21 protein-coding genes are annotated in these 17980 nt (G+C 64.0%); 7 read left to right on the top strand and 14 right to left on the bottom strand.

From position 1 onward, the window contains the following. Positions 1–40 precede the first annotated feature (40 nt). The 8 genes from LG047_RS04615 to hisB form a co-directional block, all read right to left on the bottom strand. Complete coding sequence (locus LG047_RS04615; RefSeq protein WP_227965726.1) at positions 41–1456, bottom strand: lipase family protein; 1416 nt, start codon at positions 1454–1456, stop codon at positions 41–43. Between the two features lie 97 nt (positions 1457–1553). Next, positions 1554–2516: a type I pantothenate kinase gene (gene coaA, locus LG047_RS04620; protein WP_227965727.1), complete on the bottom strand. Its 963-nt coding sequence runs from the start codon at positions 2514–2516 to the stop codon at positions 1554–1556. Then, positions 2513–2836, bottom strand: coding sequence for a phosphoribosyl-ATP diphosphatase (locus LG047_RS04625; protein ID WP_227965728.1), 324 nt, complete (start codon positions 2834–2836; stop codon positions 2513–2515). The genes coaA and LG047_RS04625 overlap by 4 nt, the downstream gene beginning before the upstream one ends. Then, complete coding sequence (hisF, locus tag LG047_RS04630; RefSeq protein WP_227965729.1) at positions 2833–3609, bottom strand: imidazole glycerol phosphate synthase subunit HisF; 777 nt, start codon at positions 3607–3609, stop codon at positions 2833–2835. Before hisF ends, LG047_RS04625 begins: the two co-directional genes overlap by 4 nt. Further along, positions 3609–4367, bottom strand: coding sequence for a 1-(5-phosphoribosyl)-5-[(5-phosphoribosylamino)methylideneamino]imidazole-4-carboxamide isomerase (hisA, locus tag LG047_RS04635; protein WP_227965730.1), 759 nt, complete (start codon positions 4365–4367; stop codon positions 3609–3611). Before hisA ends, hisF begins: the two co-directional genes overlap by 1 nt. After that, a complete protein-coding gene (gene hisH, locus LG047_RS04640) occupies positions 4355–5005 on the bottom strand; it encodes an imidazole glycerol phosphate synthase subunit HisH (protein ID WP_036282677.1) in 651 nt (216 codons plus the stop codon). The genes hisA and hisH overlap by 13 nt, the downstream gene beginning before the upstream one ends. Further along, positions 5002–5418 (bottom strand): DUF2628 domain-containing protein, encoded by a 417-nt coding sequence (locus LG047_RS04645; protein WP_227965731.1) that lies wholly within the window; start codon positions 5416–5418, stop codon positions 5002–5004. The genes hisH and LG047_RS04645 overlap by 4 nt, the downstream gene beginning before the upstream one ends. A gap of 41 nt (positions 5419–5459) precedes the next feature. Next, positions 5460–6056 (bottom strand): imidazoleglycerol-phosphate dehydratase HisB, encoded by a 597-nt coding sequence (gene hisB / locus LG047_RS04650; RefSeq protein WP_227965732.1) that lies wholly within the window; start codon positions 6054–6056, stop codon positions 5460–5462. Between the two features lie 194 nt (positions 6057–6250). Between hisB and LG047_RS04655 the strand changes: the two genes are divergently transcribed. The 3 genes from LG047_RS04655 to hslU all read left to right on the top strand — a co-directional run bounded on the left by LG047_RS04655 (position 6251) and on the right by hslU (position 9184). Continuing rightward, positions 6251–7147, top strand: coding sequence for a hypothetical protein (locus LG047_RS04655; protein WP_227965733.1), 897 nt, complete (start codon positions 6251–6253; stop codon positions 7145–7147). Between the two features lie 78 nt (positions 7148–7225). Beyond that, positions 7226–7789 (top strand): ATP-dependent protease subunit HslV, encoded by a 564-nt coding sequence (hslV, locus tag LG047_RS04660; protein ID WP_036282682.1) that lies wholly within the window; start codon positions 7226–7228, stop codon positions 7787–7789. Between the two features lie 90 nt (positions 7790–7879). Beyond that, complete coding sequence (gene hslU, locus LG047_RS04665; protein WP_227965734.1) at positions 7880–9184, top strand: ATP-dependent protease ATPase subunit HslU; 1305 nt, start codon at positions 7880–7882, stop codon at positions 9182–9184. Here hslU and LG047_RS04670 read toward each other — a convergent pair. Together LG047_RS04670 and LG047_RS04675 are read right to left on the bottom strand one after the other, a co-directional pair. Continuing rightward, on the bottom strand, positions 9174–9662 hold the full coding sequence (locus LG047_RS04670) for a GNAT family N-acetyltransferase (protein WP_227968431.1): 489 nt from the start codon (positions 9660–9662) through the stop codon (positions 9174–9176). The two genes, hslU and LG047_RS04670, sit on opposite strands and share 11 nt — an antisense overlap. After that, positions 9659–9952 carry a DUF1778 domain-containing protein gene (locus LG047_RS04675; protein WP_227965735.1) on the bottom strand — a complete coding sequence of 98 codons (294 nt, stop codon included), beginning with the start codon at positions 9950–9952 and terminating at the stop codon, positions 9659–9661. Before LG047_RS04675 ends, LG047_RS04670 begins: the two co-directional genes overlap by 4 nt. Before the next feature lie 135 nt (positions 9953–10087). Between LG047_RS04675 and trpS the strand changes: the two genes are divergently transcribed. Then, positions 10088–11122, top strand: a complete 1035-nt coding sequence (trpS, locus tag LG047_RS04680; RefSeq protein WP_227965736.1) for a tryptophan--tRNA ligase — start codon at positions 10088–10090, stop codon at positions 11120–11122. Here trpS and glcF read toward each other — a convergent pair. The 3 genes from glcF to LG047_RS04695 are packed head-to-tail and all read right to left on the bottom strand — an operon-like array spanning position 11119 to position 15123. After that, complete coding sequence (gene glcF, locus LG047_RS04685; protein WP_227965737.1) at positions 11119–12408, bottom strand: glycolate oxidase subunit GlcF; 1290 nt, start codon at positions 12406–12408, stop codon at positions 11119–11121. The genes trpS and glcF overlap by 4 nt on opposite strands. 1 nt (position 12409) lies before the next feature. Next, positions 12410–13627 carry a glycolate oxidase subunit GlcE gene (glcE, locus tag LG047_RS04690; protein WP_227965738.1) on the bottom strand — a complete coding sequence of 406 codons (1218 nt, stop codon included), beginning with the start codon at positions 13625–13627 and terminating at the stop codon, positions 12410–12412. Positions 13628–13629: 2 nt separating this feature from the next. Further along, positions 13630–15123, bottom strand: coding sequence for an FAD-linked oxidase C-terminal domain-containing protein (locus LG047_RS04695; RefSeq protein WP_227965739.1), 1494 nt, complete (start codon positions 15121–15123; stop codon positions 13630–13632). Positions 15124–15292: 169 nt separating this feature from the next. Here LG047_RS04695 and LG047_RS04700 point away from each other — a divergent pair, with 169 nt between their 5' ends. Then, entirely contained in the window at positions 15293–15703 is a 411-nt protein-coding gene (locus LG047_RS04700; protein ID WP_036282689.1) for a heme-binding protein, read from the top strand. Positions 15704–15752: 49 nt separating this feature from the next. On the opposite strand, the gene LG047_RS04705 is transcribed toward LG047_RS04700, so the two are convergent. Then, positions 15753–16064, bottom strand: a complete 312-nt coding sequence (locus LG047_RS04705; protein WP_227965740.1) for a DUF3572 domain-containing protein — start codon at positions 16062–16064, stop codon at positions 15753–15755. Positions 16065–16120: 56 nt separating this feature from the next. Here LG047_RS04705 and LG047_RS04710 point away from each other — a divergent pair, with 56 nt between their 5' ends. Both LG047_RS04710 and LG047_RS04715 read left to right on the top strand, forming a co-directional pair. Beyond that, on the top strand, positions 16121–16495 hold the full coding sequence (locus tag LG047_RS04710; protein ID WP_036282691.1) for a response regulator: 375 nt from the start codon (positions 16121–16123) through the stop codon (positions 16493–16495). 14 nt (positions 16496–16509) lie between these two features. After that, positions 16510–17883: a PleD family two-component system response regulator gene (locus LG047_RS04715; protein WP_227965741.1), complete on the top strand. Its 1374-nt coding sequence runs from the start codon at positions 16510–16512 to the stop codon at positions 17881–17883. The last annotated feature ends 97 nt before the right edge of the window (positions 17884–17980 follow it).

The raw sequence follows: 17980 nt of genomic DNA on the forward strand, positions 1-17980 counted from the left end.
GTCCGGCGCAACGGCGCCGGACCGTCGTTATAATTTATGCTCAATGCGCCTGCACGGTCGCCGCTACCTCTGTAAGCGGCGTGAACTTGCAGGTTTTCATCTTGTCCGGCTCTTTGAGGTTGGCCTCGCTCATCAGGTCGACGTACGTCGCCATATGATGTTCGAGCATGAAATCCTCGCTGGGTTCCCCCGCGCTCTCCTTTCGCGGACGGCACAAAGGCAAGGCGATGAGTGTTCCGACGGGCACATAGGTCGTCGAGTCGCCGGCGGAGTCTTTCACATTCGGCCGCTTCGCGGCCGGCTCGCTGAAATATTGAGGGCCGAGATCCTTCAGCTTGAGGACCCCTCCTTCAAGCACGCCATTCAATTCCCCAAGCTTTCGAGTACCGAGCGACGCGACAGACTCGGCTCCGGAGCCCAGCAGAAAGGCGTCAGTAATCTTCTCGTCGAAAGCCATCCCCTTCACGTCCTTGAATGTGTCGCGCAGGAAAACGGACCTCATCATGAGAGAATTGATTTTTTGCCGGACGGTCTCTCCCGTCTTCGACATCGCGATCAAGGAGCCATAGAGGGGACCTTGATCCGCGCTTACGCTCGAGAGAACTGACTTGATAACGCCGGTCGGTCCCTGCGTGCTCAGTGGAACCTGCGGCACCCAATCGTTTGCATTGTTGATGACGTAGGCGAAGCCATCGGAACCCGCTTTATAAGCTCCCCGGGAAAAATCCATCGCAAACTGCCAGTTTCCCGGTTTTGGTTGTGCGAAGACATATGACCTCAGCCGGAAATTCTTGCCCGCCAACTTGTATTGTGCATTCGTTTCCCGGTCCGCGCGTAGGAGAAATGCGTGAAGCAGGGTTGCGATCGCCGCTCCCTGGCTGTGGCCGGTGATGTAAATCTCGCTATCGAGCGGCAGTTGCTGAAGGTAGCCGAGCAGGCCCTGGCCATTCTCGTGGAACAGGATATCGACGAGTCCGTAAGCGAAGCCAATGTGGACGGTCGAGCCATCGTTTTCGGCAAGCTGAATCGCACGCCACCCGCCGTCTTTGTCGGGGAACCAGACTTTGTCCGCCCGGCTGGTCAACGCCAAGGCGTCCTGTATCACGCTGCGCTGTTGCAACGGGCGCTTCAAATTGTCGTTGAGGACCGTCCCGCGAACGACAATGGCGTAAGCGTTGCTCGCGCCGTCCTTCTTGTAGACCGCCCATCTGTTGCCATAACGCGCGAAGCCCCAGAACTGGCTTGGATCGTTGGACTTACCCTCCCCGTGGGGATCGAGCTTCCAGACGCCCACATCGACGAGTTTCTCAGGAGGATCGCCCAGGCCTACCCCGTTCATGGCTTGGCAAATTGCAGCCATTTCCCTGACTTCGCTCCAATTGGGCGTTTCGGACGCGGTGGCCGTCGATGCTGCAAGCGCGAAAACGGCCACAGAAAGCGCAAATAAAAAATGCATTGTGAAATCCTCCCCATAAAAATGAGAAATCTATTCGAGCGCTGAAACCTATGTCCGTCAAGAGGGCGGCAATCGGCAAAGCCAAATAGCGCGATCGTCACAACTTCCTTAGCGCCACTTCCTCGATCCTGTGGTCCTCGCCCTTGGTGAGGATCAAACTTGCGCGCGGACGCGTCGGGGCGATGTTGTTGCGCAGGTTTTCGAGATTGATGCGCGTCCAGATGTCCTTCGCGACGCGCACCGTCTCTTCGTCGGAGAGATCGGCGTATTTGCGAAAATAGGAGCGCGGGTCGCGGAACGCCGTCTCGCGCAGGCGCAGGAAACGCTCGATGTACCAGCGCTCCAGCACGTCCTCCGGCGCGTCGAGATAGACCGAGAAGTCGAAGAAATCCGAAACGAAGGGAATGTCGCGCGGGTGGCGCGACGGGCGCGCGGCCAAGACGTTCACGCCTTCGACGATGAGAATGTCGGGACGATCGACGCAGGTCGCCTCGCCGTCGACGACATCGTAAATGAGATGCGAATAAACCGGCGCGCAGACATTGCGCTGCCCCGCCTTCACGTCGGAGAGAAAGCGCAGCAGCGCCTTGTTGTCGTAGCTTTCGGGAAAGCCCTTCCTCTCCATGAGGCCTTCGCGCTCGAGCACGGCGTTTGGCAGGAGAAAGCCGTCCGTGGTGATGAGCTCAACCTTCGGCGTGTTCGGCCAGCGCGACAGCAGCGCGCGAAGAATGCGCGCGGTCGTGGATTTGCCGACGGCCACGGAGCCCGCGACCCCGATGATATAGGGAACCTTGCCGTCCTCGGCGCCGAGAAAGCGTTGCGTCGCCTTGAAAAGCCCCTGCGTCGCCGCGACATAGAGCGCGAGCAGGCGTGACAGCGGCAGATAGATTTCGATGACTTCCTCGAGGGAGATCGGATCGCCGAGCGACTTCAGCCGCGCAAGGTCATCGAGCGTCAGCGTCAGCGGCGTGTCGGCGCGAAGGCTCGCCCATTCGGCGCGCGTAAACCGGCGATAAGGCGAAATCGCCACGCCCGTTTCAGCGGCGCCCGCTTCGTTCATTTCGAGCCTCCGCGCGACGCCTTTTCGGCAAGGCCCGATTGCGCCGTGCGGCGGCCGAGTTCGGCGACGACGTCGCTCAAAGCGATATCACGCGCCTCGAGCAGCACCAGCAGGTGGTAAAGCACATCGGCGGCTTCCGAGGTCAAGGCCTTGTTGTCGCCCTCCATTGCGGCGATCACCGCCTCTACCGCCTCCTCGCCGAATTTCTTTGCGATGCGCGGCGGCCCCGCGTCGAAAAGGCTCTTGGTGTAAGAGTTGGAGGCGCTGTCGTTGCGACGCGATTTTATGAGCGCGGCGAGATCGTCGAGAGAAAAGCTCATGCCGCCTCCAGTCCATCGAGCCTCATCGGCAGGCCGGCGGCGGCCATGTGGCGCTTCGCCTGCGGGATCGAATATTCGCCGAAGTGGAAGATCGACGCCGCGAGCACGGCGGTCGCGTGGCCTTCGCGAATGCCGGCGACGAGATGATCGAGATTGCCGACGCCGCCGGAGGCGATGACCGGCACGGAAACGGCGTCCGCGACGCTGCGCGTCAGTTCGATGTCGAAACCGCTTTTCGTGCCGTCGCGATCCATCGAGGTGAGCAGAATTTCCCCGGCGCCCAGCGCCGTCACTTCGCGCGCATATTCCACCGCGTCGATGCCGGTGGGGCGGCGCCCGCCATGGGTGAAGATTTCCCACTTGCCCGGCGCGACCCGCTTGGCGTCGATGGCGACGACGATGCATTGCGCGCCGAATTTTTCCGACGCCTCGCGCACGAATTGCCGGTTGGCGACGGCGGCCGAATTGATCGACGCCTTGTCGGCGCCCGCGAGCAGGAGATTGCGGATGTCGTCGAGCGTGCGCACGCCGCCGCCGACGGTGAGCGGCATGAAGCAGGCTTCGGCCGTACGCTGCACGACGTCGAGCAGAATGCCACGATTTTCATGGCTCGCGGTGATGTCGAGGAAGCAGAGTTCGTCGGCGCCGGCGGCGTCATAGGCGATGGCGCATTCCACCGGATCGCCGGCGTCGCGCAGATCGACGAAATTGACGCCCTTCACGACGCGGCCTTCCTTCACGTCGAGGCAGGGGATGACGCGGGCTTTGAGCATCAGGCGCTCCCCGCCGTCGCGCGCGCCTTCCTGATCAGCGCCAGCGCCTCGGCCGGATCGAGGCGCCCATCGTAAAGCGCGCGTCCCGTGATCGCGCCGGCGAGCCTGGCGCAGTCCGGTTGCAGCAAACGCTCGATGTCGGCGAGCGAGGCGAGGCCGCCGGAGGCGATGACGGGAATCGTCAAGGCGTTGGCGAGCGCCAGCGTCTGCTCGATGTTGAGGCCCGTCAGAATGCCGTCGCGCGCGATGTCCGTGTAGATGATCGCGCTGACGCCCGCGTCCTCGAAACTCTTGCCGAGTTCGAGCGCCGGCATGCGCGTCGTGCGCGCCCAGCCGTCCACGGCGACCATGCCGTCCTTGGCGTCGATGCCGACGGCGACGCGGCCCGGATAGATCCGCGCAGCCTCTCGCACGAAGGACGGATCCTTGACCGCCGCCGTGCCGATGATGACGCGCGTCACGCCTTTCTCCAGCCAGCCGGACAGCGTGCGCATGTCGCGAATGCCGCCGCCGAGCTGCACGGGAATTGTAAGCGCCGCAAGGATGGACTCGACCGCCGCCGCATTGCGCGGCGCGCCGGCGAATGCGCCGTCCAGATCGACGACATGCAGATATTCGAAGCCCTGCGACTGGAAGGCGCGCGCCTGCTCCGCCGGATCGTCGTTGAAGACGGTCGCGCGGTCCATATCGCCCTGCGCAAGCCGCACGCACTGGCCTTCTTTCAGATCGATCGCGGGAAACAGAATCACGGACGCCACCTCAGGAAATTGGCGATGAGCGCGAGGCCGAGCCTCTGGCTCTTCTCGGGATGGAATTGCACGCCGACGAGATTGTCGCGCGCGACGGCCGCGGTGAGCGGCGCGCCATAGTCGGTCGTCGCCAGCACATGCCGCGGCTCGGCCGGCGTCAGATGATAGGAGTGGACGAAATAGGCGTGGAGCCCGCGCTCCCCCGTCGCGATCCCGTCGAAGACCGGATGCTCCCGGGTCAGGCTGAGCGTGTTCCAGCCCATATGCGGAATTTTGAGCGAAGGATCGCCCGGCTCGATCGCCACGACGTCGCCGCCGATCCAGCCGAGGCCGGGCGTCTCGCCATGTTCGAGACCGCGCGCCGCCATCAGCTGCATGCCGACGCAAATGCCGAGGAAAGGCCGGCCCCGCTCGATGGTCGCTTCCTGCAACGCGTCATAGAGGCCCGGCAGGTCGAGAAGCCCGCGGCGACAATCGGCGAAAGCGCCGACGCCCGGCAGCACGACGCGCTCGGCGCCGCGAACCTTCTGCGGATCATTGGTGACGCAGATTTCCCCGCCGACGCCCGACTCGCGCGCCGCACGCTCGAAAGCCTTCAGCGCCGAGTGAAGATTGCCGGAACCGTAATCGATGATCGCCGTCGTCAAGCGTCTTGCTCCCCGGAGCGGGCTTGCGGCGCGATCCCGCGCCAACGATGAAAAAACGCCATCTCCGCCTCTTCCTCGTCGTCGCCGACCACAACGTCGGTCTCGACATAGCCGCGCCGCGCCAGAGCCCAGGCGACAATCCGTTCGCCCTCCAAGCCGAGCCAAACCGCCAGGGCAAGACCAAGCCATGACATGGCGTCGCGCGAAATCTTCAGTTTCCACGCCACGAAGCCGATGACCGTCAGCAGCGCGGTCCAGGCCGCGGCGGCGATCCATGCGCGCCTCCATAGCAGCCAGAAGGGGCCGAGGAAGAAGGCGGGCCACGAGAAGCCGTCGCGCAGGAACACGATCTTCTCCGGCGCGGGGGCGGCCCCCTGCGCCGTCGGCGGGAGATGAACGGTGAAAATGGCCATCGGCCGTCCCCTCGTCGTCTGGACGCCAGAGCCGCCGCCGCTCAGGCGGTCAGCGTTCCCTTGGTGGAAGGCGCCTCGCCCTGCAGGCGACGCGGATCGATCGCCACGGCCTTGCCGAAGGCGCGCGCAAAGCCCTTGAACGCGCTCTCCGCAATATGGTGGCTGTTGACGCCGCTCAGGCTGTCGATGTGCAGCCCGACCCGGGCCTGAACCGCGAATGCCTGAAAGAATTCGCGCATCAGCTCGGTGTCGAAGGCGCCGATGCGCTCCGTCGGGAAGCTGACGTTATAGACGAGGAACGGACGCCCGGAAATATCGACGACGACGCGGGTCAAGGCCTCGTCGAGAGGTATGTGCGCGTCGCCGTAGCGCGCGATGCCTTTGCGGTCGCCGAGAGCGCGGTCCACCGCCTGCCCCATCGCCAGCCCGACGTCCTCGACGGTGTGGTGGCCGTCGATGTGCAGGTCGCCCTTCGCCAGCACGGTGAGATCCAGCGGCGCATGGCGCGCGATCTGGTCGAGCATATGGTCGAAAAATCCGATTCCGGTCGAAATGTCGGAGCGTCCCGACCCGTCGAGATCGACAGTGACCGAGATGGACGTTTCCTTCGTGTTGCGCTCGATAGTGGCGCTGCGCATGGCGAATTGGCCTTCCGGATGACGCCGCCGAGCATCATTCGGCCGCGGGCCGCCAGCTTGTAGCAATTTCGACGCATCTTCGCCACCCGCGCGAGGAGCGCGGCCGGCTTGCTGGCGGCGCGCGGCGGGGACGACTATCATCCCGATCGAGAAAACGCGAAAATGCGCGAAAAAGTCAGCGTTCGGAGGCATTTATGAGACAGACGCCGCTCGCCTTGCTCGCCCTCGTCTTGACCTTGGCCAGCGCCTTTGCGGCGACCCCGGAGGAGGCTTACCTCGCCGCGCGCGACGCGGCGATCGCGAAAATCAAGAAGCTGGAGGCCAAACAGGGCGCGGAAGACGCCGTCGGCAAGGAGCAACAGAAGGCGCTCGCCGATCTGGAAAAGCGCCTGCAGGGGATCATCGGCGATCTCGCGGTCAAGCCCTATCCGGCGAAAGGCAAGATCAACATCGACACCCTCAGCGAAAATGAAATCGGCTTCGGCATGCTCGATACGCTGCGCTTTTCGCAGGAGGACAACGGCGCTCAGGCGATCGTCACGACGGACGGGCTGCTCGATCACTGGCTGCGCACGCAGTCACAATGGTGGAAGAAGACGGACAAGTCGGCGCCCGACGCCGAATCGGCGTTGAAGTCGGACGACTTCTATACGGAAGCAATCGGCTCCGACGCCGCCTTCACCAAGACCGCCGACATTCCGATCATGAAGCCCGAGGGAGCGGTTTTCGCCGTGGCGCTGCTCGGCGGATGGGCGCAGGATATTGGACCCAATCCTTCGCAGGAGATCATCGTGGCGCTGCGCAGGGGCGGAAAGGTCTATATCGCCACTGAGGCCGCGAAGGGGGCGGAAAAGATCCCCGCCTGCGACGCCATCTGGAAAGACGCCGAGAGCAAGGCGGAAAAGATTTTGCAGAAATACAACGAGGGCGGCATGAAGGACGAGAAGCTTTTCGACGAATCGACCGCCGCGCAGACCAAGGGCGACGACGACTATCGCGCCTGCTACGCCGCCCGTGCGCCGAAGGAGGCCTTCTTCGCCGCGCTGACCCGCGAGGCCCAGGAGATCGCGGATCGCTTCAAGGACAGGTAAGGCCCGCACAGCCTCCGCCCTTGCTGAAAGCGCGGTTCAGTCCTACATCGGCCAAAACGCTCGGCTCGGAAGGCGCGAATGGACAACGAACAAAACAAGACGCCCGGCATGCACGCGACGACCATCATTCTGGTCAAGAAGCAGGGACAAACGGTGATCGCGGGCGACGGACAGGTCAGCCTCGGCCAGACGATCATGAAGGGCAACGCCCGCAAGGTGCGCCGGCTCGGCAAGGGCGACGTGATCGCGGGTTTCGCCGGCGCTACGGCGGACGCATTCACGCTGTTCGAGCGGCTCGAATCGAAGCTCGATCAATATCCCGGCCAGCTCATGCGCGCCTGCGTCGAGCTCGCCAAGGACTGGCGCATGGACCGATATCTGCGCCGGCTGGAGGCGATGATGCTTGTCGCCGACCAGAACGTCGGACTCGTCCTCACCGGCTCGGGCGACGTGCTGGAGCCCGAAGGCGACGCCAATGGCGCTGTCGCCGCAATCGGCTCGGGCGGCAATTACGCGCTCGCCGCGGGGCGAGCCCTCATCGACACGCCAGCGGACGCAGAGACCATCGCGCGCCGCGCCATGTCCATCGCCGCCGACATCTGCGTCTACACGAACCACAATGTGGTGGTGGAGAAGATATAGGCGAAAAATGCGCGGCGAATGGCGAAGAAAAGACCAAACAAACCGCCCGTTTCCGCGCCAGATGAACGATAGCCCAAGGAAACTGAACTCATGGCCGATTTTTCGCCGCGCGAAATCGTCTCGGAACTGGATCGCTACATCGTCGGGCAGAACGAAGCCAAGCGCGCCGTCGCCATTGCGCTGCGTAACCGTTGGCGGCGTCTTCAGCTCGAAGGGCAAATGCGCGAAGAAGTGCTGCCCAAGAACATTCTGATGATCGGCCCCACCGGCTGCGGCAAGACCGAAATCGCCCGCCGCCTCGCCCGCCTCGCCAATGCGCCCTTCTTGAAGGTGGAAGCGACGAAATTCACCGAGGTCGGCTATGTCGGCCGCGATGTGGAGCAGATCGTGCGCGACCTTATCGAGGTCGCCCTGGTCATGGTCAAGGAGCGCCGCCGCAAGGATGTGCAGGCGCGCGCGCAGCAGGCGGCCGAGGAGCGCGTGCTCGACGCGCTCGTCGGTCCCGCCTCGTCTCCCGCCACGCGCGAAACCTTCCGCAAACGTTTGCGCGACGGCGAGCTCGACGACAAGGAAATCGAGATCGAGCTGGCGCAGAGCGGCGGCTCCACCCCCATGTTCGAACTGCCGAACATGCCAGGCGCGAGCGTTTCCGCCTTTTCGCTGGGCGATATTTTCGGCAAGGCCCTGCAACGCGGCAAGCCGCGCAAGCTGACGGTGAAGGAGGCTCATGGCCCACTCGTCGCCGAGGAAAGCGACAAGCTGATCGACCAGGAGGCCAGCGTTCGCGAGGCGATCCACGAGGTCGAGAACAATGGCATCGTCTTCATCGACGAGATGGACAAGATTTGCGCCCGCGAAGGCCGCAGCGGCGCCGATGTCTCGCGCGAAGGCGTGCAGCGCGACCTGTTGCCGCTGATCGAGGGCACGACCGTCGCTACCAAGCACGGGCCGGTGAAGACCGACCATGTGCTGTTCATCGCCTCAGGCGCCTTCCATGTCGCGAAACCTTCCGACCTGCTGCCGGAGCTACAGGGCCGCCTGCCGATCCGCGTGGAGCTGGCCTCGCTCAACGAAGAGGATTTCCGCCGTATTCTGACAGAGACGGAAGCCTGCCTGACCAAGCAATATGTGGCGCTCATGGGCACGGAAGGCGTGACGCTCGAATTTTCGCCGTCGGCCATCGAGGCCATCGCCAAGGTCGCCGTGCAGGTGAACACGTCGGTTGAAAACATCGGCGCCCGCCGCCTCCAGACAGTAATGGAGCGCGTCCTCGACGACATCAGTTTCTCCGCCTCGGACCGCGCCGGGGAGACTGTCGTTGTCGATGGCGACTATGTCGAAAGACACATCGGCGATCTCGCGAAGAACCGGGATTTGAGCCGGTTTATTTTGTGATATCCTTCAGGCGGGCGACCAGCGTCATGGGATTGGACGGACACTCGACAAATCCGTGATGCGCATAGAAGCGCTTGGCGTCATCGGACAGGGCGTGAACCAGAAGCCCGGCGACGCCGCCAAACTCGGCAGCGGCGCAGGTGCGATAAACAGCGTCGCGCAATAGCAACGAACCGAGCATTTTTCCTTGTTCGGAGCGATCGACTGCTAGCCTCCCGAGAACGAACACCGGAATTGGGTCGGGCATGTTGCGCCGCAGACGCCCGGGCGCTTCGTTCGAGGCGATCGCGCCCGCAGCAAGCGCGTAGTAACCAGCGACCTTGTCGCCGCGACAGACGACAAAGGTTCGCGAACCCCCGCTCACCTGATTCGCAAACGCGCGCCGCCGCAGCCATTCGTCGAGAATCGACGCCCCGCAGTCGAAAGCTTCCGTTCGATGGCGCTCGCCGAGAGGATGCGGCGCGGAGCGGGGCGTCAGGACTCCCACGGCGCTTTCAAATTCATCAGCTTCTGCAATCGCTCATTGGGCTTCGCCGGCGCGTCGAAAATCTTGCGGAACCGGTCGAAAGTCTTCCCGTCGACAACGATCAGGCTGGAGTCGAGCAGAGTCTCCTGCGCGGCGCGGCGCGCCGCATCGACCATGAACTCGGTGCGCGTCTTGCCGGCGACCTTTGCGGCGCGGTCGATAATGTTTCGATCTTCCGCCGCCATGCGGACATTGACGAGCCCCCGCCGCGACTCGCTCGCCGCTTTGGCTGTTTGAGCCATGACAAGCCTCCGATCAATGCCGTAAAGACATTGTATATCTATAATGGCGCGGACGGCGGGTCAACGCCCCGCACTTGCGCCCGCGGCCTCGCATTGCCATAAGACCGGCCAAAGCTCACAACCTGCGGCCTGTCCATGTCCACTTTCCCCCAGCGCGTCTTCTCCGGCGTGCAATCCACCGGCAATCTGCATCTCGGCAATTATCTCGGCGCGATCGTCAAATTCGTCGAGCTGCAGAAGGCGTTCGAGTGCCTCTATTGCGTCGTCGACCTGCACGCGATCACCGTGCCCCAGGACCCCATCGCGCTGAAGGCGAACACACGCGAGATCGCCGCCGCCTTCATCGCCTGCGGCATCGACCCCAAGCAGAACATTGTCTTCAACCAGAGCCAGGTTCCCGAACATGCGGAACTCGCCTGGGTGCTGAACTGCGTCGCCCGCATCGGCTGGCTGAACCGCATGACGCAGTTCAAGGACAAGGCCGGCAAGGACCGCGAGAACGCCTCCATGGGCCTTCTCGACTATCCCGTGCTGATGGCCGCCGACATTCTCATCTATCGCGCGACGCATGTGCCGGTCGGCGACGACCAGAAGCAGCATCTGGAGCTTGCGCGCGACATTGCGCAGAAGTTCAACAATGACTTCGGCCCATCGATCGAGCGCAACGGTTTCGGCGGCGCCTTCTTCCCCCTGCCCGAGCCGCTGATCTCCGGCCCCGCGACGCGCGTGATGAGCCTGCGCGACGGCACGAAGAAAATGTCGAAGTCCGACGCATCTGACTATTCGCGCATCAATCTCTCCGACGACGCGGACCAGATTGCGCAGAAGGTGCGCAAGGCCAAGACCGATCCCGAGGCCCTGCCCTCCGAGGAAAAAGGCCTCGAAGGCAGGCCCGAGGCGGACAATCTCGTCGGCATTTTCGCCGCGCTCGCCGGCCGCACGAAAGCCGATGTGCTGACCGAGTATGGCGGCTCGAATTTCTCGACCTTCAAAAACGCACTGGTCGATCTCGCTGTCGCCAAGCTCGCCCCCATCACCGCGCAGATGCGCCGCATCCGGGAGGACGAGGGCTATATCGACGGCGTGCTGCGCGACGGCTCCGAACGCGCCCGCGCCATCGCCCGCGAGAACATGAATGCGGTGAAGGATATCGTCGGCTTCTTGCGTTAACCGCCGAGAGCCGCGGGCTTCGGCCCGCCGCTCGCCCAGTCGAGCAACTCGACAGTGTGAACGACAGGGATTTGCGTCCCCGCCCCGATCTGCACCATGCAGCCGAGATTGCCGGCGGCGATGACGTCGGGCGCGACGCTTTCGATACTGGCTACTTTTCGCGCGCGAAGCTCATCCGCCATTTCCGATTGCAGCAGATTATAGGTTCCCGCCGAGCCGCAGCAGATATGGCCTTCCGGCGGAGCGACGACATCGAAGCCGGCGCGCTCAAGCGCCTCCACAGGTTCGCGCGTGATTTTCTGGCCATGCTGCAGCGAGCAGGCGGAATGATAGGCCACGCGCAGCCGTGGCGCGGCGCCGCTCGCCTTCAGATCGAGCCCGGCGATGATCTCGCTGACGTCGCGGGCAATCGCGGAAATGCGCGCGGCCTTTGCGGCAAACTTCGCGTCGTTACGGAACATGAAGCCATAATCCTTCACGCTCGTGCCGCAACCCGACGTGTTGATGACGATATGATCGAGACCGCCCGTCTCGATCTCGCGCGTCCACGCCTCGACGTTCCTGCGCGCGAACGCATGCGACTGACCGACCTTGCCGAGATGATGCGGCAGCGCGCCGCAGCAACCCGCGCCTTCAGCGATGACAACTTCGATGTCATGGCGCGTGAGAAGGCGCACGGTCGCTTCGTTGATGCGCGTATCGAGCACGGTCTGCGCGCAGCCGTTCAACAGCGCGACGCGCATCCGGCGCGCGCCTTGCGCTGGAACGACCTGTGGGCGATCGACATCCGAAGGCGCCGGCAGACTCTTTGGCGCGAGGACGAACAGCGCGCGCAGACGCTGCGGGAAATGATCCCTGAACGGTCGCGCGAGCGCAGCGAGCCGCAAGGCAAGCCGGAACAAGGCCGGCCGCGGCAGCACGAAGGCAAGCGCCGCGCGCAGCGCCCTCTCCTCGAAAGGTCTCTCGAATGTCTTCTCGATATGCGCGCGCGCGTGATCGACGAGATGCATGTAATGCACGCTCGATGGACATGTCGTCATGCACGAAAGGCAGGAGAGGCAGCGGTCGATGTGTCGAGCGGTGCGCGCATCGGCGGGACGCTCGTGCTCCAGCATCTCCTTGATGAGATAGATGCGTCCGCGCGGGGAATCGAGTTCGTCCCCCGTGAGAAGATAAGTGGGGCATGTGGCCGTGCAGAAGCCGCAATGCACACAGGCGCGCAGGATCTTCTCCGATTGCGCCATGTCCGGATCGGCGAGCGCGCTCAGTGAAAAATGCGTTTGCATCTCAGAACTCCGCGCGCATGCGGCCGCGCTCCAGGACATGGGCGGGATCGAAACTGTCCTTCACGCGCCGCGTCAGCGCGGCGAGCGGCGCAGGCTGCGGGTGAAAAACGTCGACGCGCGCGCGTGTGTCTTCCGAAGCGCGAATGAGCGTCGCATGTCCGCCCCGCGCATCGACGGCGCCGCGCACGGCGCTTGCATGCGCATCCGGCGCCGGCTCGAGACAAATCCACACGAGGCCGCCGACCCAGTCGTAATAATGCGCGATGATCGGCGCGCCGGCGCGGCGCAAGGCCTCCACCACCATGAAGCCGTCGGTCGGCGCGACCGAAATGCGCCAGATCTGGCCGGAGCGCGCCGCGATGGGCGCCGCGTCCCGCAACGATTTCCAGAACGCCGCAGACTCCGACGGCTGCAAGACCTCGAATTGCGCACCGCTGTCTCGAAGCTCCGCCATCAGCGCCTCGCAGCGCGTCGCAACGGAAATCTCGGGGCCTTCGACGCGCAGCGCCGCAACATTGGCGTCGATCTGAAGCGGCCCTGCTCCGGCCGGAAGCATTGCGAAGGACGAAACCTCGTTCGGCGTTCCGGAGGCGCCGCGCAATTGCGCGAGGCTTTTTTCCTCATCCAGTCCGACGACCAGCAGGGTTCGTTCCGTTTCGGCCTTTGGCAGAACTTTCAGCGTGACTTCGGTGAGAAGCGCAAGCGTGCCGAAGGAGCCGCAGACGAGCTTGGAGAGGTCGTAGCCTGTGACGTTTTTCATCACCCGCCCGCCCGATTTCACGATTTCGCCGCGTCCCGTGACGCAGTGAAATCCGAGCAGATGATCGCGCGCGGCGCCGGCCTTGACGCGGCGGGGACCCGAGGCGTTGACGGCGACGACGCCGCCAATCGTTGCGCTGCGCGTCGCGCCGCCAAACAGCTGCGCGTAATCTACAGGTTCGAAAGCGAGCTGCTGATTGTTCGCGTCGAGCAAATCCTCGATCTCGCGCAGCGGCGTGCCGGCCCGCGCGGAAAGCACGAGCTCCTCGGGTTCGTAAAGCGTGACGCCCGTCAAAGCCTTCGTCGAGATCGTCTGCGATTGCGGCGCATGGCGGCCGAGCTGCTTTTTCGATCCCGCCCCCGCGACGGCCAGTGGCGTGCGTCGCGCATTCGCCGCGCGCAGCGCTTCGACGGCGTCGGCCGCGTCGCGTATGTCGAGCGTCTGCGAATTTACGTCCATCGCTAGAATCTCGGCAGGTCGGGGAAAGGCGTTTTACCGCCGGAAACATGCATCATGCCGAATTCGGCGCAGCGATGCAGCGTTGGAAACACCTTGCCGGGATTGAGCCGATTCATGGAATCGAAGGCGCATTTGACGCGCATCTGCTGCTCGAGATCCGTTTCGTTGAACATCTCGCTCATCAGATCGCGCTTCTCGACGCCGACCCCATGTTCGCCCGTCAGCACGCCGCCGACGGAAACGCAGAGGCGAAGAATGTCGAAGCCGAGCTTCTCGGCGCGCTCGACATCCCCTTCTTTCGAGGCGTCATAGAGGATCAGCGGATGCAAATTCCCGTCGCCCGCGTGAAACACATTGGCGACCTGCAATCCATGTTGTTTCGCAAGCTCATCCATTCCCGTCAGCACATCGGGGAGACGGGCGCGCGGAATGGTGCCGTCCATGCACAGATAGTCGGGCTTGATGCAGCTCACCGCCGGAAAAGCGTTCTTGCGCCCTGCCCAGAACTGCAGGCGCTCGGCCTCGCTGGTTGAAACCCTGGCGGTCGTCGCGCCTTCGTCGCGCGCGATCTTCTCCACGACACCGACGAGATGATCGACCTCGGCCTGCGTTCCGTCGAGTTCGACGATGACGATCGCCTCGGCGTCGAGCGGATAGCCGCAGGGCTGGAAGCGCTCGACGGCGTGGATCGTCGCCCTGTCCATCATCTCCATGCCGCCGGGGATGATGCCCCGCGCAATCACCGCGCCGACGAAGCGCGCCCCGGCGGTGACGCTCGTGAATCCGAGCAGCAGGCAACGCGCGACGGCGGGCTTCTGCAGGATGCGCACGGTGACTTCGGTCACGACGCCGAGCAGCCCCTCGGAGCCGGTCATGAGGCCAAGCAGATCATAGGCCTCGCTGTCGAGGTGCTTGCCGCCGAGACGCACGATCTCCCCGCCCATCAGCACGACCTCGAGGCCGAGAATGTTGTTCGTGGTCAGTCCGTATTTCAGGCAATGCACGCCGCCCGCATTCTCGGCGACATTGCCGCCGATGGAGCAGGCGATCTGCGAGGACGGGTCCGGCGCGTAATAGAAGCCCTCGGCCTCGACGGCTTTGGAAATCGCGAGATTCTGCACGCCGGGCTGCACGCGCGCACAACGGTTTTCATAGTCGATTTCGAGAATGCGATTGAACTTCGACATGCCGAGAAGAATGCCGTCCTCAAGCGGCATGGAGCCGCCGGAGAGCGACGTCCCGGCGCCGCGCGGCACGATCTTCACATTCATATCGGCGGCCAGCGCCATGATCGCGCTCACCTGCTCTACCGTCTCCGGCAACGCGACGACGAGCGGGAGCGCGCGATACATGGTGAAGGCGTCGCATTCATAGGCGCGGCGCGCCGTCTCATCGACGATGAGGTTTGATGCGGGGAGAATGGCGCGAAGGCGCTCGATGAGTTCGTCGCGGCGCGCGAGGATTTCCGTCTCCGGCGCTGGCATCAAAAGCGTCATTCCGATGCGCCCCCCCATTTTGCGTCCGCAGGCGGCCGTTGCGCCGGCCGCGGCGACATGGGATTGAACGGCCAACACCCGCGCCTTGGTTTCCCTAGTCGAGCCGGGGGAACGGCGCAAGTACGCGCGCGGCGCTGCGACGACCCATTAATAAGTCATTGGAGGATCGATGAAAACGAAATTCGAGCTCACGCTCGCCGACGCCAGGAGGGTCGCGGCGGCCGCCGCGCGCGAAGCGCAACGCAACGGCTGGAGCGTCGTCATTGCGATTGTCGATGACGCGGGGCTGCTGGTCTATTTTGAACGACTCGACGGGACGCAGCCCGCCTCCTGCGAAATTGCCCAGCACAAGGCCCGTGCGGCCGCGCTGTTTCGCCGGCCGACCAAGGCGCTGGAGGAGGTGGTGGCGGGCGGCCGCGTCGCGCTGCTGAGCCTGCCCCAGATCACGCCCGTCGAGGGCGGTCTGCCGCTGATGCACGAGGGCCATGTCGTCGGCGCAATAGGCGTCTCGGGCGTGCAGTCCTTTCAGGATGGACAGGTCGCGAAAGCCGGCGCGGACGCGCTCGCCGAAGGGGCGTAGGAATTTAGCTGATTATTAACTGCGTCGGCGACGGAGGGTGAGAAAGCGCCTATTCCTCGCCGCCGCCCAGCGCCCGCCGGGCTCGGCCAATGGCCTCCGGCGGAAGCGACTCCGCGACCGCGAACTCCAGCAACAGCGTTTCGTCGCCGGCGAGATGGTCCAGAACGGCCAATTGAAAGCCGCTCTCGCCCAGAAGCCCGCGCACCTCGCCGGGATCGAGCCCCGTCAGCGCGAGGAAGCGCGAAACCCTCTCATCGTCCTGGCTGAGAAAGGCGAGCGCGCGCAGCGCCAGCTCCGCGGGCGGGGCGGCAATTTCGTTCTTTTTCAGTCGGGAACCAAAACCGTCTTTGGCGCTTTTCATTAATCTTCCCATGCTAACCGTCTCTCGAACGGTATCGCGTCCACAGAGTTGGCCCCATGACGAAAACGGTCCTCATCGTAGAGGATAACGAATTGAATATGAAGCTCTTCAACGATCTGTTGGAGGCCAACGGCCATGCGACGCTGCGCACCAAGAGCGGCGTGGAGGCGATCGCCCTTGCGCGAGAGCACCATCCCGACCTGATCTTGATGGATATCCAGCTGCCGGAAGTCAGCGGGCTGGAAGTCACGCGCTGGCTGAAGGACGACGAGGAGCTGCGCGACATTCCCGTCATCGCGATCACCGCCTTCGCGATGAAGGGCGATGAGGAAAAAATCCGCCAGGGCGGTTGCGAGGCCTATCTCTCCAAGCCCATTTCCGTCGCGAAATTCCTCGAGACGGTAAATTCCTTCCTTGCGGACAAGAAGTAGGAGACCACGGCGAAATGACCGCGCGCGTGCTGATCGTTGATGACCTGCTTCCCAACATCAAACTGCTGGAGGCGCGGCTTTCGGCCGAATATTTCGACGTCGTGACGGCGACCAATGGCCCCGAGGCGCTGGAGCTCTGCCGCGACGGCCGATGCGACATCGTGCTGCTCGACGTCATGATGCCCGGCATGGACGGCTTCGAGGTCTGCACGCGCCTGAAGGCCGACGCCGCGACCATGCATCTCCCCGTCGTAATGGTGACGGCGCTCGACCAGCCGGCCGACCGCGTGCGCGGTCTGGAGTGCGGCGCCGACGACTTCCTGACCAAGCCCGTGGACGAACTCGCGCTGATCGCCCGCGTTCGCTCGCTGACGCGGCTCAAGATCATGCTCGATGAGTTGCGCGCCCGCGCCACCACCTCGGCCAATCTCGGCATTATCGACCATCTGTCGGCGCAGACGCCGAACGACGGTGCGAAAGGCCGCATCCTTCTCGTCGAGGACCGCGCCAGCTCGTCCGATCGCATCGTCGCCGCCCTGCGCGACCTTCATGACGTCGAAATCGAGCCGCATCCGCAGGAGGCGCTGTTCCGCGCCGCGGAGAATGGCTACGAGCTCGTGATCGTCAGCCTCAATCTGACCGATTTCGACGCGCTGCGGCTTTGCAGCCAGCTCCGCTCGCTGGAGCGCACCCGCTCGATTCCGATCCTGCTGCTCGCCGATCTCGAGGACCGCCCGCGCATTCTGCGCGGACTTGACCTTGGCGTGAACGACTACATCGTGCGGCCGATCGACCGCAATGAACTCGTCGCCCGCGTCCGCACGCAATTGCGCCGCAAGCGTTACGCCGACAGTCTTCGCGACAATGTGCAGGCGGCGATCGAACTCGCCGTGGTCGACGCGCTGACGGGCCTCAACAACCGCCGCTTCCTCGAATCACACCTCGCCAGCGCTCTGGAGCACGCCGCCCACAATGGCCGCCCTCTCTCGCTGATGATTCTCGACATCGATCACTTCAAGTCGGTCAACGACACCTATGGCCACGACGCCGGCGACGAGGTGCTGAAGGTCTTCGCCCAGCGAATCAAGCGCGTCGTCCGGGGAGCCGATCTGATTTGCCGGCTCGGCGGCGAGGAATTCGTCGTCGTCATGCCCGACACGCCGCTGGTCGTCGCGGAAAAGGTCGCCGAACGCGTGCGCGCGGCCGTGGAGGGCGGCCAGTTTCCGATCGACCCGGCGGCGACGCGGACGATTCCCGTCACCACCTCGATCGGCCTGGCCGAGCGCGGCGCGGACGCCAACGCCGACGCCCTGCTGCGCCGCGCAGACAAGGCGCTTTATGGCTCCAAAGCCTCCGGCCGCAACCGCGTGACCGCCGCCGCCGCATAATCGCGCAAAAGCGCAACACCGGGCTTGCAGCCGGCCGCCGCCTGAACTATACACCGCCCGTCGGCGCTTCGTCGGCCAACGCCTCCCCCAAGAGGCG

Source organism: Methylocystis sp. WRRC1 (genome assembly GCF_020733155.1).
Taxonomy (GTDB): Bacteria; Pseudomonadota; Alphaproteobacteria; order Rhizobiales; family Beijerinckiaceae; genus Methylocystis.

Coding starts and splice junctions, on each gene's coding strand:
- LG047_RS04625 (WP_227965728.1), bottom strand. CDS start 2,836: ATGAGCTTTTCTCTCGACGATCTCGCCGCGCTCATAAAATCGCGTCGC.
- LG047_RS04645 (WP_227965731.1), bottom strand. CDS start 5,418: ATGGCCATTTTCACCGTTCATCTCCCGCCGACGGCGCAGGGGGCCGCC.
- LG047_RS04710 (WP_036282691.1), top strand. CDS start 16,121: ATGACGAAAACGGTCCTCATCGTAGAGGATAACGAATTGAATATGAAG.
- coaA (WP_227965727.1), bottom strand. CDS start 2,516: ATGAACGAAGCGGGCGCCGCTGAAACGGGCGTGGCGATTTCGCCTTAT.
- LG047_RS04675 (WP_227965735.1), bottom strand. CDS start 9,952: ATGGCTCAAACAGCCAAAGCGGCGAGCGAGTCGCGGCGGGGGCTCGTC.
- hslU (WP_227965734.1), top strand. CDS start 7,880: ATGGCCGATTTTTCGCCGCGCGAAATCGTCTCGGAACTGGATCGCTAC.
- glcE (WP_227965738.1), bottom strand. CDS start 13,627: ATGGACGTAAATTCGCAGACGCTCGACATACGCGACGCGGCCGACGCC.
- LG047_RS04695 (WP_227965739.1), bottom strand. CDS start 15,123: ATGACGCTTTTGATGCCAGCGCCGGAGACGGAAATCCTCGCGCGCCGC.
- LG047_RS04705 (WP_227965740.1), bottom strand. CDS start 16,064: ATGAAAAGCGCCAAAGACGGTTTTGGTTCCCGACTGAAAAAGAACGAA.
- hisF (WP_227965729.1), bottom strand. CDS start 3,609: ATGCTCAAAGCCCGCGTCATCCCCTGCCTCGACGTGAAGGAAGGCCGC.
- LG047_RS04715 (WP_227965741.1), top strand. CDS start 16,510: ATGACCGCGCGCGTGCTGATCGTTGATGACCTGCTTCCCAACATCAAA.
- hslV (WP_036282682.1), top strand. CDS start 7,226: ATGGACAACGAACAAAACAAGACGCCCGGCATGCACGCGACGACCATC.
- LG047_RS04700 (WP_036282689.1), top strand. CDS start 15,293: ATGAAAACGAAATTCGAGCTCACGCTCGCCGACGCCAGGAGGGTCGCG.
- LG047_RS04655 (WP_227965733.1), top strand. CDS start 6,251: ATGAGACAGACGCCGCTCGCCTTGCTCGCCCTCGTCTTGACCTTGGCC.
- glcF (WP_227965737.1), bottom strand. CDS start 12,408: ATGCAAACGCATTTTTCACTGAGCGCGCTCGCCGATCCGGACATGGCG.
- hisB (WP_227965732.1), bottom strand. CDS start 6,056: ATGCGCAGCGCCACTATCGAGCGCAACACGAAGGAAACGTCCATCTCG.
- trpS (WP_227965736.1), top strand. CDS start 10,088: ATGTCCACTTTCCCCCAGCGCGTCTTCTCCGGCGTGCAATCCACCGGC.
- LG047_RS04615 (WP_227965726.1), bottom strand. CDS start 1,456: ATGCATTTTTTATTTGCGCTTTCTGTGGCCGTTTTCGCGCTTGCAGCA.